Source organism: Streptomyces sp. NPDC088812 (assembly GCF_044750285.1).
In the GTDB taxonomy this organism is placed as follows: domain Bacteria; phylum Actinomycetota; class Actinomycetes; order Streptomycetales; family Streptomycetaceae; genus Streptomyces.
In genome coordinates, this window is record NZ_JBIVJP010000016.1 from 227,136 (window position 1) to 240,370 (window position 13,235).

At 70.9% G+C, this 13,235-nt stretch carries 13 protein-coding genes and 3 pseudogenes; 8 read left to right on the plus strand and 8 right to left on the minus strand.

Annotation, left to right across the window (positions count from 1 at the left end; genetic code table 11):
- Positions 1–16 precede the first annotated feature (16 nt).
- Complete coding sequence (locus ACIP67_RS27175) at positions 17–697, plus strand: response regulator transcription factor (protein ID WP_401695438.1); 681 nt, start codon at positions 17–19, stop codon at positions 695–697.
- Positions 684–2,194: pseudogene (locus ACIP67_RS27180) on the plus strand (sensor histidine kinase). Before ACIP67_RS27175 ends, ACIP67_RS27180 begins: the two are co-directional and overlap by 14 nt.
- Positions 2,195–2,306: 112 nt before the next feature.
- Here the strand turns inward: ACIP67_RS27180 and ACIP67_RS27185 are convergent.
- On the minus strand, positions 2,307–2,945 hold the full coding sequence (locus tag ACIP67_RS27185; RefSeq protein ID WP_401695439.1) for a site-specific integrase: 639 nt from the start codon (positions 2,943–2,945) through the stop codon (positions 2,307–2,309).
- Between the two features lie 263 nt (positions 2,946–3,208).
- Between ACIP67_RS27185 and ACIP67_RS27190 the strand changes: the two genes are divergently transcribed.
- Entirely contained in the window at positions 3,209–3,481 is a 273-nt protein-coding gene (locus ACIP67_RS27190; RefSeq protein ID WP_401695440.1) for a hypothetical protein, read from the plus strand.
- A 121-nt stretch (positions 3,482–3,602) separates the two neighbouring features.
- Here the strand turns inward: ACIP67_RS27190 and ACIP67_RS27195 are convergent, their stop codons facing one another.
- The gene (locus ACIP67_RS27195; RefSeq protein WP_401695441.1) at positions 3,603–4,259 is read right to left on the minus strand and encodes a TetR/AcrR family transcriptional regulator; all 657 of its coding nucleotides are present in this window, start codon (positions 4,257–4,259) and stop codon (positions 3,603–3,605) included.
- A gap of 165 nt (positions 4,260–4,424) precedes the next feature.
- Here ACIP67_RS27195 and ACIP67_RS27200 point away from each other — a divergent pair, with 165 nt between their 5' ends.
- Both ACIP67_RS27200 and ACIP67_RS27205 read left to right on the plus strand, forming a co-directional pair.
- Positions 4,425–5,387: a zinc-dependent alcohol dehydrogenase family protein gene (locus tag ACIP67_RS27200; protein WP_401695442.1), complete on the plus strand. Its 963-nt coding sequence runs from the start codon at positions 4,425–4,427 to the stop codon at positions 5,385–5,387.
- A gap of 52 nt (positions 5,388–5,439) precedes the next feature.
- Positions 5,440–7,263, plus strand: a complete 1,824-nt coding sequence (locus ACIP67_RS27205) for an MFS transporter (RefSeq protein ID WP_401695443.1) — start codon at positions 5,440–5,442, stop codon at positions 7,261–7,263.
- Positions 7,264–7,375: 112 nt separating this feature from the next.
- Here the strand turns inward: ACIP67_RS27205 and ACIP67_RS27210 are convergent.
- From ACIP67_RS27210 to ACIP67_RS27230, 5 genes and pseudogenes are all read right to left on the minus strand, one after another.
- Positions 7,376–8,071, minus strand: a pseudogene (locus ACIP67_RS27210) (PAS domain-containing protein); the annotation flags it as partial.
- A 616-nt stretch (positions 8,072–8,687) separates the two neighbouring features.
- A complete protein-coding gene (locus ACIP67_RS27215) occupies positions 8,688–8,882 on the minus strand; it encodes a hypothetical protein (protein WP_401695444.1) in 195 nt (64 codons plus the stop codon).
- On the minus strand, positions 8,879–9,301 hold the full coding sequence (locus ACIP67_RS27220; RefSeq protein WP_401695445.1) for an arsenate reductase ArsC: 423 nt from the start codon (positions 9,299–9,301) through the stop codon (positions 8,879–8,881). The genes ACIP67_RS27215 and ACIP67_RS27220 overlap by 4 nt, the downstream gene beginning before the upstream one ends.
- A gap of 30 nt (positions 9,302–9,331) precedes the next feature.
- The gene (locus ACIP67_RS27225) at positions 9,332–10,066 is read right to left on the minus strand and encodes an aquaporin (protein WP_401695446.1); all 735 of its coding nucleotides are present in this window, start codon (positions 10,064–10,066) and stop codon (positions 9,332–9,334) included.
- A complete protein-coding gene (locus tag ACIP67_RS27230; protein ID WP_401695447.1) occupies positions 10,063–10,437 on the minus strand; it encodes an ArsR/SmtB family transcription factor in 375 nt (124 codons plus the stop codon). Before ACIP67_RS27230 ends, ACIP67_RS27225 begins: the two co-directional genes overlap by 4 nt.
- 106 nt (positions 10,438–10,543) lie before the next feature.
- Between ACIP67_RS27230 and arsM the strand changes: the two genes are divergently transcribed.
- Both arsM and ACIP67_RS27240 read left to right on the plus strand, forming a co-directional pair.
- Positions 10,544–11,290 (plus strand): arsenite methyltransferase, encoded by a 747-nt coding sequence (gene arsM, locus ACIP67_RS27235; protein WP_401695448.1) that lies wholly within the window; start codon positions 10,544–10,546, stop codon positions 11,288–11,290.
- Positions 11,291–11,619: 329 nt separating this feature from the next.
- A complete protein-coding gene (locus tag ACIP67_RS27240) occupies positions 11,620–12,186 on the plus strand; it encodes an IclR family transcriptional regulator (protein WP_401695449.1) in 567 nt (188 codons plus the stop codon).
- Positions 12,187–12,205: 19 nt separating this feature from the next.
- Here the strand turns inward: ACIP67_RS27240 and ACIP67_RS27245 are convergent.
- A pseudogene (locus ACIP67_RS27245) lies at positions 12,206–12,439 on the minus strand (ATP-binding cassette domain-containing protein); the annotation flags it as partial.
- 359 nt (positions 12,440–12,798) lie between these two features.
- Between ACIP67_RS27245 and ACIP67_RS27250 the strand changes: the two are divergent.
- A partial coding sequence (locus tag ACIP67_RS27250; RefSeq protein WP_401695450.1) for an IS3 family transposase occupies positions 12,799–13,235 on the plus strand: 437 nt, incomplete at its 3' end.

Here is a 13,235-nt window from a genome sequence, read left to right on the forward strand (position 1 = left end):
TGCGAGGCTGCACCGCATGCGCATCCTGGTGGTCGAAGACGAGGTGGACCTTGCTCACACCCTGCACACCGGGCTGACCGCCGAGGGCTACAGCGTCGACCTCGCCCATGACGGCCGGCAGGGACTGTGGATGGCCCGCACCGGCGAATACGCCCTTGTCGTAATGGACTTGATGCTGCCCGGACTCAACGGCTACAAGGTCTGCGCCCAGCTGCGCCGGGAGGGCAACGCGACCCCCATCCTCGTACTGACGGCCAAGGACGGGGACTGGGACCAGGCGGAGGCCCTGGACACGGGGGCCGACGACTACCTGGCCAAACCCTTCTCCTACCTGGTGCTCGTCGCACGGCTGCGGGCCCTGGTCAGACGAGCCGCCACGGTCGCCCCGCCCGTTCTTGCCGTGGGCGACCTCTCGTTGGACGTCGCCGGCCGGGTCTGCCGCCGGGCCGGGGCCCGGGTGGACCTCACGCCCCGGGAGTTCGCCGTGCTGGAGCTGCTGGCCCGCCGGGCGGGCCAGGCGGTCTCCAAAGCGGATCTGCTGTATCACGCGTGGCCCGACGAGGCATGGGATCCCAACCTGGTGGAGGCGCGCGTCAGCGCGCTGCGCAAGAAGGTGGACGCCGCGTTCGACCGGCAGTCCCTGCAGACCGTACGAGGCAGCGGCTACCGGCTGGTGGACGACCGTGAACGCGACTGAGCGGCGAGGCCGCTGGTGGCCGCGTTCGGTACGAGCCCGCACGGCCCTGGCCGCGGCCTCGGCTGCCGCTGTCATCCTGGTCGGCATCGGCTGGTGGGTCCACCACGACGTCTACCGCCAGAGCACACAGATCGCCCAAGGGCAGGCGCGGGAACAACTCCTGGCTCTCGTCGATCAGCTGAAGGAGGGCGCGGTTCCCGCTCGCCGAAGCACCGTGCCGTACGAGATCGTCGCGACCGGCCGACGCGCCGCTGTCGCCTACGGCGAAGGCATGGAGGAGTTCGATCCCGGCACCCGCCATGTGCTGCCCGCCCCACCGAAGGCAGAGTTGCCCGCCCCACCGGATGACGGGGCGGCCTGGGGCTACACGACCCGCCCCATCCGTATACCGGCGCGCCAGGACTCCGAGCCCGGGGGCCGGTTCGGCAAGGACGGTGGGACCTACCTGGCCATGTACGACGACGTCAGGGCCGATGAACTGAGCCGTGACGAAGTCGCCGCTCTGGGCGTCGCCGCCGACGCCCGGCTGCGGGTCTACGTGGTGGTGCTCCCGCACGCGGGCGAGGACATCGCGGAGGCGATCACCAAGACCACCGACCGCCTGCTGCTGCGGGCCGGGCTCGTCGGCCTCGTACTGATCGCCGCCGTGACCTACTTCGCCGTCCGTATCGCCTGCGGCCGGTCGAAGCCATCCGCGCCCTCACCGCGTCGGTCACCGCGAGCGACCCTCGCGAACGCGTCACCGTCCCCGCCACGGGACACGAGATCACCGCCCTGGCCACCACCCTCAACACCACCCTCCAGCGCCTCGACAACGCTGCCGCCCAGCAACGCCGTTTCGTCGCGGACGCCGCCCACGAACTGCGCAGCCCCCTCACCACACTGCTGGCCAGCCTGGAAGTCGCACTCGCCTACCCGGAACGCACCGACTGGCCCGCCGCGGCCACCACCGCCGCACGACAGACCCGCCGCCTCCAGGCCCTCGCCGAAGACCTGCTGCTCCTCGCGCGCCTCGACACCCGCTCCCCCGCGGCCGGCCCCGAGACCGTCGACCTGACAGCCCTCGCCTCCCGGCTGGCCGAGCAATACCTCCTCCTCGAACGGCCGTTGACCCTCACCTGTGACGGCACCGCCCCCGCACACGTACACGGAGACCCCGACGCATACGAACGGCTGCTGCGTAACCTCGTCGACAACGCCGCCCGCCACGCCGCGCACCGCATCCAGATCACCGTCCGGAACGAGGACGACCGGGTCGTCCTGACGGTGCACGACGACGGACCGGGCGTGCCCGCCGAGGACGCCGAGCGCATCTTCGAACGCTTCGTCCGGCTCGACGACGCCCGCTCCCGTGACCACGGCGGCACCGGCCTGGGCCTCGCCATCGCCCGCGACCTGGCCCACCGCCACCGAGGCACCCTCACCCTCACGCCCCGGACCCTCGGAGCTTGCTTCCGGCTACGTCTTCCCCAAGCCCCCACCCCGGCCGAGAAATGACGCACTTCACCGCGGCAGCCCTTCGGAACCGGAGGACCACCCGATGACCACGCCCACCGCCACTGCCGCAAGAAGCCCGAGGACAAGAAGCTCCCGCCCGCGAAAAAGCAGGTCAACCAGCTGATCGCCGCAGAACGAGCCGTCTGCGAACACGCCTTCGCACACCTGAAGAACTGATCTTGAAGGTGACGTCGATGTTCTTGTGTCCCATCCATTCCGCGACGTCGGTGATGGGAATGTTGTGGGTGAGGCAGTTGGACGCGAAGAAGTGCCGGAAGCTGTAGACGACCATCCCCGCGGGGAGGTCGATGCCGTCCTGCTTCTTGATGCGCCCGCCGCCACTGGTTGTTGACGTAGTAGTGCGGGAACGTGCGCGTGGGATCGAGGGGTGGCGCAGGAGGTTTCCGTCGACGGTGCCGTGCCGGTCGGCGTACCGCTCGATGGCCTGCCGGACCCGCCGGGGCAGGGGAACGTCGCGGTACTCACCCGGCTTGCGGTGCTTGAGCGGGGCGTATCGGCCGGTGGTCTGGTTGACCTGCTCGGTGATGCGGTAGACGTGCACGCGGTGACCGACACTGGTTGTTCGCTCAGCGCCGCGGCCCGCGAGCCGGGCCTGAACCGGCGCACCGTGGGCAGGTACGCCCGGGCCGCCACTTGGCAGGATTGCGTACGGCGCACCCGGCCCCGCCGAACCACCAGCCTCGATCCGTACCTGGAGTACCTGCGGCAGCGGTGGGAGGAAGGCGAGCACACCGCAACGGTGCTGCACCAGGAGATCGCCGCCAAGGGCTACCGCGGCCACTACCAGCGCGTCAAGATGGCCATCGCACCGCTACGCCGCGGCCTGCCGATCGACACCCCGCGCGAGCGGCCGCCCTCACCTCGCGAAGTCGCCCGCTGGATCACCGCCACACCGTCCCGCCGCAGCTTGCACGCAGCCGAGGCACTCCGACGCTGTTCGAGCACTGCCCGGAGTCGAACCGAAGCCACGACCTGGTCCGTCAGTTCGCCGCCATGCTCGAGAACCGCGACGCCACCCCGCTGCCAGCCTGGCTCGACCAGCTCGCAACCTCCCGCCTTCCCGCCCTGGCCAGCCTCGCCAAGGCAATCCGCGAAGACCAGCCCGCAGTCGAACAGGGCATCACCACCCCGTTCAACTCCGGCGTCAACGAAGGCCGCATTACCGACCTGAAACTCCAGAAGCGGATCACGGCCGGACGCGCAGGAGTCCCGCTCCTCCGCCACCGTGTCATCCTCACGGCCCTGCTCCGACGTCGCTACCCGTGATGGAGCGTCACCGGCGCACGGTGGCACACCCAGCTTCACGGAAATCTTGCCAGGGCCACGTTCGCGTGTACGCCGACACCCCGAGAAGACCGTCGTTACCAGCGTGGCCCCCACCCCGGCCTCAGCCCTGCGGTGGCCGGGCTCCGGGGTGCCGCGTCGGCCACCGCACAGCCGGCGGCAGCGGCGGCGTGGGCGCTGCCGTCTCCGGTGCGGCGCGGAACGCCTCGATCAGGTAGGCGGCGAAGCGGCGGGAGGCCGTGACCCGGGTGGCGCGCGGCGTCTCGTGGAGGCCCCGGTGGGCCATGAGCATGAGGATCAGGTCGTCGACGACAAAGTCGGGGCGCAGTTGGCCGGTCATCTGGGTGCGGCGGGCCAGTTCGCCGACCGCCCGCAGTGCCTGCTCCCGGTCGGCGGCGAAGTCCATGGCCTCGGGGAAGGCCGTGATGAAGGCGTCGGCGAAGCCGCGGCTGTGCGCGTGGAGTTCGCAGATCCGCTCGACCAGGCTGCGGAATCCGTGCCACGGGTCCGGGTCCGCCAGGGCGTCGCGGACGGCGGACCGGCAGGCCCGGCGCTGCTCGGCGAAGGTCTCCACGATCAGTGCGTGCTTGGTCGGGAAGTGCCGGTACAGCGTGGCGGGGCCGACGCTCGCCTGCCGGGCGACCTCGCGCATGGGTGCGCTCAGGCCCTCCTCGCCGAACACCGCGCGGGCGGCGTCGAGGATGCGGACCCGGTTGTCGCGGGCGTCGGAGCGCTCGGTCTGAGGCAATTGGCCGGTCATCGTTTCTCACTTTAGCCAAGTGGACGGGGGCGTCCGTTACGTTCCGATGGTGGTGCTGCCACCGCCCCGTCCCGGCATCTCACCGGTGGTGCCCGGCTTCGGGTGCCGGCGCGACGCCCACGGCCGCGGCAGCTCGAACCGTTTCCGCTGACCCGAGGAGCAGAGATGAAAGCCGTTGTGATCAGGACGTTCGGTGGCCCCGACGGCCTGGAGGTCGTCGATGTACCCGCGCCCGTTCCCGCCCCGGGGCAGGTGCGGATCGCCACGGAGGCGATCGGGGTGGGCGGCGTGGACGCCGTGATCCGCCGCGGAACGCTTGCCGCCTACGGCTTCCGGGAGGGCCACCTCCTCGGCAGCGAGGTCGCGGGAAGGGTCGCCGCGGTGGGCGAGGGCGTGGACGCCTCATGGATCGGGCGGCGTGTGTGGGCGTTCACCGGCCTGTCCGGTGGGTATGCCGAGCAGGCGGTCGCCGCGGTCGAGGACATCCTCGTACTGCCCGACGGTCTGACCGGCCCCGACGCGGTGACCCTCGGCGGCTCCGGCGTGGTCGCCCACTTCGCCCTGGAACGGGCCCGATTCGCGCCCGGAGAGGCGGTGCTCGTACGCGGTGCGGCGGGCAGCATCGGGACCACGGCGGTCCAGCTCGCGGCCAGGCATGGTGCGAGCGCGGTGGCGGTCACCACCTCGTCGGGGGACCGTGGCGCCCGCCTGCGGGACCTGGGTGCCACCCATGTCCTCGACCGCACCGGCGAGGGCGGCCCGGACACGCCGGCGGGCTTCGACGTGGTGATCGATGTCGTGGGAGGCCCCCAGCTTCCCCTTTTCCTGGACAAGCTGAACCCCAACGGACGGTTTGTGGCTGTCGGTGTGGTGGGTGGGCAGCCGCCGGCGGACTTCGGTATGCGGCTGATGGACGCCTTCCGCAAGTCGTTGTCGTTCACCACTTTCAGCTCCGACACCGTGCCCGGCCCCGACCGGCAGACCGTGCGGTCGTCCCAGTTCGCCGCTGCCGCGCGCGGAGACCTTCGCACGGTCGTGCACGAGGTGTTGCCTCTGGACCAGGCGGCGCTGGCCCACCGCCGGATGGACACCGGAAAGGTGTTCGGCAGAGTCGTGCTGACACCCTGACCCGGGCCGCGCAGGTTTCTGCGCGCTCGCCTCGCCGCTGCCGATCGCCTGGGTGACCGCCGATTCCGCCTACGGCCAGGAGTGGCGCTTTCGCCGCCTGCTCGAAGAGACAGCCATCGGCTATGTCCTGACCGCCCCAAAGTCCCAGCAGGTGCCGCGCTTCGGCCGCATCGACCACCTGTTCACGCAGGCACCGGATGAGGCGTGGGAGAAGCGCTCGTGCGGCGCCGGCGCCAAGGGTCCGCGCGTCTACCACTGGGCGGCCGTCCAGCTCCCCGTGACCGAGGACATCGACGACGACCGGGCCCACGCCGCTCCGGGAATCGAAGTCAACTCCGACCAGACCGGTCTTGGCGCGCTGCGGTTTCCGCGGGTCGTAGACGACAGGAACGGTCGCACCGATCTCTGTCGGATTTCCGTCCTGGAGTACCTTCACGTGAACCGTGCGACCCTCATCGGCCGGGATGCGGATGTCAAGGAAGACTTTGGTGCGCGTGTCGGCAGTGGGGGAGTGAGATATGCACAGCCCTCTCCTGCAATGCCGTTCCGCTCAGGATGGTTGCGTCCTGGGAAGTGGTGTACCCTCGCCAACCGCGTCGAGGAGATCGACCCCGCACACAAAGAGTCCCGCCTGTCCCTGGTGCTCGGCGTCGGCGCGGTCGTCGGACTGCTCAGCAACCCGGTGCTGGGCCGGCTGTCCGACCGTACGACCTCCCGCTTCGGGATGCGCCGACCCTGGCTCCTGGGCAGTGCCCTCATCGGTGTCCTCGGCCTCGCACTGGTCGGTGTCTCCCACACCCTCGCCGGGGTGCTGGCCGGCTGGTGCGTCGTCCAGGCGGCGTTCACCACGATGCTCGCCACCATGCTGGCGCTGCTGCCCGACCACGTCGCTCCGCGCCGGCGCGGACTGGTCTCCGGCATCCTCGGCATGTGCCAGGCCCTCGCCACCGTCGTCGGCATCGGCCTGGCCAACGGGATCGGTCCCGCCTCCCCGCTGGCGTTCATCGCCCCCGGCGTGCTGGCCCTGGTCGCAGTCGTGTGGCTGGTGGCGGTCCTTCCCGACCGGCGGCTCGACCCGGCGGACCGCCCCGCGTGGAACCTCTCGGAGCTGCTGCGCAGCTACTGGGTCAGTCCCGCCCGCCACCCGGACTTCGGCTGGACCTGGCTGAGCCGGTTCCTGCTCCTCATGGCGGTGGCCGCCGTCCTGAACTACCAGGTCTACTACCTCCGGGACCAGCTCGGCCTGAACATCGACGACTCCAACCGCATGGTGGGCGTCGGGGTCGGCGTCCAGACGGTGCTCGTGGTGATCGGCAGCAACCTCTTCGGCTGGCTCTCCGACCGGCTCGGCCGCCGCAGGATCTTCGTCATCCTCGCGGCCTGCCTCTCGGCGGTCAGCCTGCTCATCCTGGCGGTCGGCACGTCGATCCCCCTGTTCGTCCTGGCCATGGCGCTCGGCGGGCTCGGCCAGGGCGTCTACTTCGCCGTCGACATGGCCCTGGTCACCGAAGTACTGCCCGACAGCCGCGGCGGGGCCGCCAAAGACCTCGGCGTCATCAACATCGCCACCGTCCTGCCCCAGTCGGTCGCCCCCGCCCTCGCCCCCGCCCTGCTGGCCGTGGGCGCCGGCCACAACTACACCGCCACGGTGAAGTGGAGCGCTGGGCCGTCCGGTGACGGGGCCAGGCTGACGCGGTACCAGCGCTGGTCGCTGGGCCACAGGACGTCGAGGTCGGTGGGGGTTTTCTTCGCTGCGGCCTGCAGGCAGCGTTCTTGCAGGCCCGAGGAGGCCATGGCGGGCTGGTCCCAGAGCGGCTGTCCGAGCAGGGTCCGGGGGGGCCGAGCAGTCGCTCTGCGGCGACGTTCGCGTAGGTGACTCGCCAGTCGGGGTCCGTGGTCACGAATCCCTCGTCCATGTGCCGCAGGGTGCGGGCGAGCGACTCGGCGCCGGCTCTGATCTCGGTGCTGTCCCAGAGCGTGCCCCCGACGTGTGTCGGCCCTCGGCTGTCAGCGGCGGTGACCTGTCCTCGTGCCCGCACCCAGTGTGTCTCGCCGTCGGGGTGCCGCACCCGGTACTCCGCGGTGTAGGGGAGGCGGTTGACGAAGGCTTCCGCGAGATCGGCCATCGCCCGGGGCAGGTCGTCGGTGTGGAGGGCGTCGGCCCATCGCTCGGCGCCGGCGTCGAAGGCTTCCGGTGGGACGCCGAGTACGTCGAGCAGTGCCTCGTCCCCCACCACCTCACCGGTGCGGACGTCCCAGTCCCAGGCACCGACCCCCGACGCACCGACCGCGCGCCGAAGCCGGGACGCGGCGGCCGGCTGGTCCTCCCGCCGGGAGGAGGCGGGACGGCCCAGCCGCGCGGCAAGCCAGCGGGCGATCGCTTCGAGGAGGTCCTGCCGTGCCGGGCCGGGCGGATCCGGCTCTGCCGTCACCACACAGAGCGTCCCCGCGGGCGCCTCCGACACCATCAGCGGCACGGCGGCCATCCCGCTGCCCATGGGGAGAAAGCCGGCCCGTGGATCAGCCGCGGAGAGCCACACCGGCGCGCCATCGCGCAGCGCCTTCGCGGGGGCGGACTCGCCGGCCGGATCGGTGGTCTGCCACTCCTCCAGGATGTCCAGCGGGATCCCGATCACCGACGCCAGCCGCAGCGGCCGTCCCTCGGCGTCGGCCAGGTGGACCATCCCCCCAGTCCTCCCAGGGCCACGATCGCCTGCCGGAAAGCGAGCAGCAGGGACGGCAACTCGCCCCCGCCGTCGGCGGACACGGACGGTCGTCCACGCTGCGCGTCTGTCGCGTCCTGCATCTCGCGCCTCGCCTCGGGGCCGGCCTGTCCCCCACCCCTTACGGCCAACTTATGGCATGCAGCCGATTCAGGGGGGTTTGCGCCTCTATGGTGATCCACTGTACGCCGGGGCTGAAGGGGTGGAGGACGGTCGACCCGTGACAGCAAGGGCTTCCCCGACACTCGCCTTCGGCCGCACGGTCGCCCGGCAGCTCACCGACGACCGGCCGACGGACCTGGCCACGGATCGCCCGAGAGGCACCGACCCTCAACGCCGGACGAAGCGCCAGAGCGAACCAGCTTCCGAGACGGCTCGGGCAAGTAGCCGAGAAACCGACCAGCACCTCTCAAACATGCAGGTCAGAGAGGACACTGGGTACTGGTACTGGGTCAGGCCGCGTAACTCTTGCCTCGTTCCTCGACCGTGTAGTACTCCCCGTACACGCGGGGGCCCGGCCCCATGCAGCCGCCATATCCCTGATCACATCCGGTCAGCAGGTTGCGGCCGAAAGTGATCACCGCGTGGCCGCCGCGGCCCTGGGCGCGGCGGAAGGCGTCGGTGAGCGGCAGTCCCCCGTAGGCCAGGACCAGCCGTCGGGGACGGCCGGGTCGGCCACCCGGCCTTCCGGTGTCAGGCACCAGGCGTACTCGAAGGCGCCGATGACGGGGTCGTCGGCGAGGGCGTATCCCTCGATGGGCTCAGGTGTCATGCCGCTGCCGGGATGCCGAGTTCGGCGAGCAGACCGCGTACGCGCTGCTCGATCTGATCCCGGATGGGCCGCACGGCGTCCACGCCTTGGCCCGCCGGGTCGTCCAGCTGCCAGTCCAGGTACCGCTTCCCGGGGAAGACCGGGCAGGTGTCCCCGCAGCCCATGGTGATCACCACGTCCGAGGACTGCACGGCCTCGGTAGTGAGGATCTTCGGCTGCTGAGCGGAGATGTCGATGCCGACCTCTTTCATGGCTTCGACCACGGCCGGGTTGACGGTGTTCGCAGGCGCGGAGCCGGCCGAGCGGACCTCGACCTGCCCGTCGGCGAGGTGGGTGAGGAAGGCGGCGCCCATCTGGGAGCGGCCGGCGTTGTGGACGCAGACGAACAGCACCGACGCGCGCGGGGCGGGAGCGTTCATGGCAGGAGTCCTTCTGGAGAGTGGGGTGGGTCAGGAGGAGGCGAGTTCGGGTTCGCCGTGCGGGAGGACGATCTCGTCCCCGGCGGGAGCGGGACGGCCATAGAGCACGGCTACGGCGCCAAGTCCGATCGCGGCTCCGAGCAGTTGGGCCGCGATGAACGGGGCGACGGAGGCGGGGGCGATGCCGGCGAAGGTGTCGGTGAAGGCGCGGCCGATGGTCACCGCCGGGTTCGCGAACGAGGTGGAGGAGGTGAACCAGTAGGCGGCTCCGATGTAGGAGGCCACCGCGGCCGGGGCGAGCGCGGCGCGGCTGATCCTTCCCAAGCCGAAGATCAGCAGGATCAGCCCGGCCGTGGCGACGGCCTCGCCCAGCCACAGATGGCCGGCGGACCGGTCGTGGGTGGAGAACGTCACCAGCGGTCTCGCGAACATCGCGTCGGCCAGGATCGCACCGCCGATCGCCCCCGCGACCTGGGCGGTCACGTACGCGGCGACGTCCCGCAGGATGAGGCCGTCCCCGGTGCGGCGGCCGGTGAACCAGGCCGCGAGGGTCACGGCGGGGTTGAAGTGCGCGCCGGAGACCGGCCCGAGGAGCAGGATGAGCACGCCCAGGCCGAAGACGGTGGCCAGGGAGTTGGCGAGCAGCTGCACGCCCACGTCCCGCGTGAGATCGGTGGCCTGGATGCCGGAGCCGACGACGACCGCGACCAGCAGCCCGGTCCCCAGGGCTTCGGCGGCCACGCGGCGGCCGAGGGATGCGCTCACGCGGTGGCTCCTGCGGTCTGCGGCGTGGTCAGGAACGCGGCCATCTGGTTCAGGACGCCGGGGAGCACCCAGTAGTACACCCACGTGCCGCGGCGTTCGCAGTTGATGAGTCCGGCCTGGCGCAGCAGCTTGAGGTGGTGCGAGATCGTCGGCTGGGACAGGTCGAAGGCGGGCGTCATCTCGCACACGCAGACCTCGCCGCCCTCCCGCGAGGCAATCATCGACAGCAGCCGCAGCCGGACCGGATCCCCGAGGGCCTTGAACACCTTCGCCAGCTGAGCCGCGCGCTCATCGTCCAGCGGCGCGGACGCGAGATCATCGCAGCAGCCGTCGGCGCCCTGGCCGATCACCTCAAGTTCTTGTTTCGACATGGCTCTATGTTGATGTTTTTCAATTCAAGGCGCAAGGTTGAATCAAAGAACGTCAATACAAGCCGTTCCCGGGGCACCGCCATGCCCCGTCACCCAGGAGTGAGCCATGAGCGAGCAGTCCACCGACCTGCGTGAAACCGTCCGCGAGCGCTACGCCGCGGCAGCCGTGCAGGTCACCGAGGGCAACGCCGCCTGTTGCGGGCCGCAGCCCGTCGAGGTCGACGAGAACTTCGGCTCCACCCTCTACGCCGCCGACGAGCGCGACGCCCTGCCCGCCGAAGCCGTCGCCGCCTCCCTCGGCTGCGGCAACCCCAACGCCGTCGCCGATCTGCGAGAAGGCGAGCGTGTCCTGGACCTCGGTTCCGGCGGCGGCATCGACGTCCTGCTCTCCGCCCGCCGCGTCGGACCCACCGGCAAGGCGTACGGGCTCGACATGACTGACGAGATGCTCGCCCTGGCCCTGGCGAACGCGGCGAAGGCGGGCGCGACGAACGTGGAGTTCCTCAAGGGCACCATCGAGGCCATCCCGCTGCCCGCGAACACCATCGACGTCGTGATCTCCAACTGCGTGATCAATCTGTCCGTCGACAAGCCCGCCGTCTTCGCCGAGACCTTCCGCGTCCTCAAGCCCGGCGGCCGCATCGGCGTTTCCGACGTCGTCGCCGACGACACCCTCACACCCGCCCAGCGTGCCGAACGCGGCGACTACGTCGGCTGCATCGCCGGCGCCCTGTCCTTCGCCGAATACCGCCGCGGCCTGGAAACCGCCGGCTTCACCGGCATCGAGATCGCCCCCACCCACCAGGTCGCCGACGGCATGCACTCCGCCAACGTCCGAGCCACCAAGCCGTGAGGTCGACGAAGATGGGCCGGCCGCCCGCGCGGACGTCGACGGCCGGGGCGGCGGCGACGTGCCGTACGGTCAGCCGTGTCTTGCCGTCGGCCACCGGGGCCACGTCGTCGGTGAACGTGGTCAGCTGGGGCTCGCCGTCGGTCGACAGATGAGGCTGTACAGCCGCAGGGCAGACCGAGACCTGCTGAGACGGCGCCCTTCACGTTCGTCGGATGGTCAGAGGGTGCGGGTGATGAACCGGTCCCACTTGTGCAGCCAGTCACTACGACTTCCTCCACGCCACCAGCGACGGCCGCTGGCGGCTGGGCCCGGCCGCGGCCCGGCTCGCCATGGCCGCCGTCCACTCCGCCGACGTCGCCGACGTCGCTCCGGAACTGCTGCGGGTCCTGGTCCAGCAGACCCGCGAGACCGTGAGTCTCGGCGTCCTTAGCGGCGATGAGATGGTGTTCATCGGCCGCGAACGCGGCCCCCAGTCCGTCAGCGTCAACGCCGAACTCGGCGCCCGTCGGCCGCTGCACGCCACCTCGGTCGGCAAGGCATACCTCTGCGGCCTCGCCCCCCGCGAACGCGCCGACCTGCTCCGCACCCTCACACTGACCCCCTACACCCCGCAGACACTCACCACCACCGAGACCCTGGAAGCCGACCTCGCCGAAGCCCACAGCCGAGGCTGGGCCGAAGAACACGGCGAATTCGACCTCGCCAGCGCCTGCTGCGGCGCCCCCATCTTCGACCACACGGGCCGCGTCGTCGCCGCCATCAGCGTCGCCGGTCTCAAGGACCGCGTCGAGCCCGCCATGAACCGCCTCGGCCCCCTGGCCGTCGCCACGGCGGACGCCATCTCACGCCGGCTGGGACACAACCCGGCACCGACGGGCGCCGAACACAGTCGCTGAGCCTTCGCAGCGAGTGGACCAGCACCCGCGTCAGCGCGCGGCGCTCGGCGATCGGGTCGAACCCGGCCACGGTGACGCTCCCGGCGTCGGGGACGCGCAGGCCCCCGACGCACTCGACGGTGGTGGTTTTCCCCGCGCCGTCGGGGCCGAGGAGCCCGAAGATCTCGCCCTCCTGGATGGCGATGCTCACTCCGGCCACGACCGGGTTACCGCCGTAGGACTTGCGTAGCCCGTTTACTTCGACGATCGACATGACCCCAGCGTCGCCCCGCACATGGACGCCCACCATCAGCCATCACGCTTGTGTGGGCATCAACCGATCGGCTGATGCCCCTCGCCCGAACGACGACTTGCCGTCCCTTCCCCACGCGGCTGTCCTGGCTCACGCGGCTGTCCTGGCTCAGTGGCGGTCTGTTGCTCGCGGATGCCCCGCTTGCAGAGGTGATCGAGCAGGTGGCGCTCGCGGTGTCCAGGAGAGACCAGACACGGTCGCCGCCGGTCACCTCGATCTGCCACTGCTCGCAGGTCTGCCGACGGTGAGTGCCATGGGCCAGGCTGCCCTTGAGCCGGTGGTGCCGGGGCGTCTCGATTGCCGGTCCGGGCTACGTGCGCATGCTCATCCAGGCGCGACAGGCGGGCGAGGGAGGTGTCCACACCGGTGGGAAGGCCCTTGAGGACACGGTCCGCTCCGCTGGCGCGGGCGGCGTCGAGGCCCGCGGCGTCGCCGCGCTCGCTGGGCACGCCCAGGGTGATGTTCTCGGGCCCGTGGCTGCTTTGTTCGCGGAATCGACAGCACCGGTCCGCGTGCACGCCGTCCTCAGGCGTGAGGACGTCCACGTCGGCCGCAAACGTGTCGAACGGCTCATGCGCCAGGCCGGCCTCGCCGGGATCAGCCCCCGCCGGGGCAGAGGTTTCACCCGCCGGGACCCAGACGCCGATCTGGCCCCTGACCTGGCAACGCAACTTCACCGCGAACGGACCGAACCGGTTGTGGGTCACCGACCTGACCATGATCGCGACGTTGGAGGGGCCGTTGTGGCTGTCCGCGA

What these genes read in the sequence shown, in the direction of transcription:
- ACIP67_RS27175 (WP_401695438.1), top strand. Translation starts at nt 17, where the DNA reads ATGCGCATCCTGGTGGTCGAAGACGAGGTGGACCTTGCTCACACCCTG.
- ACIP67_RS27190 (WP_401695440.1), top strand. Translation starts at nt 3,209, where the DNA reads ATGCTCGAGAACCGCGACGCCACCCCGCTGCCAGCCTGGCTCGACCAG.
- ACIP67_RS27195 (WP_401695441.1), bottom strand. Translation starts at nt 4,259, where the DNA reads ATGACCGGCCAATTGCCTCAGACCGAGCGCTCCGACGCCCGCGACAAC.
- ACIP67_RS27200 (WP_401695442.1), top strand. Translation starts at nt 4,425, where the DNA reads ATGAAAGCCGTTGTGATCAGGACGTTCGGTGGCCCCGACGGCCTGGAG.
- ACIP67_RS27215 (WP_401695444.1), bottom strand. Translation starts at nt 8,882, where the DNA reads ATGACACCTGAGCCCATCGAGGGATACGCCCTCGCCGACGACCCCGTC.
- ACIP67_RS27220 (WP_401695445.1), bottom strand. Translation starts at nt 9,301, where the DNA reads ATGAACGCTCCCGCCCCGCGCGCGTCGGTGCTGTTCGTCTGCGTCCAC.
- ACIP67_RS27230 (WP_401695447.1), bottom strand. Translation starts at nt 10,437, where the DNA reads ATGTCGAAACAAGAACTTGAGGTGATCGGCCAGGGCGCCGACGGCTGC.
- arsM (WP_401695448.1), top strand. Translation starts at nt 10,544, where the DNA reads ATGAGCGAGCAGTCCACCGACCTGCGTGAAACCGTCCGCGAGCGCTAC.
- ACIP67_RS27240 (WP_401695449.1), top strand. Translation starts at nt 11,620, where the DNA reads ATGGCCGCCGTCCACTCCGCCGACGTCGCCGACGTCGCTCCGGAACTG.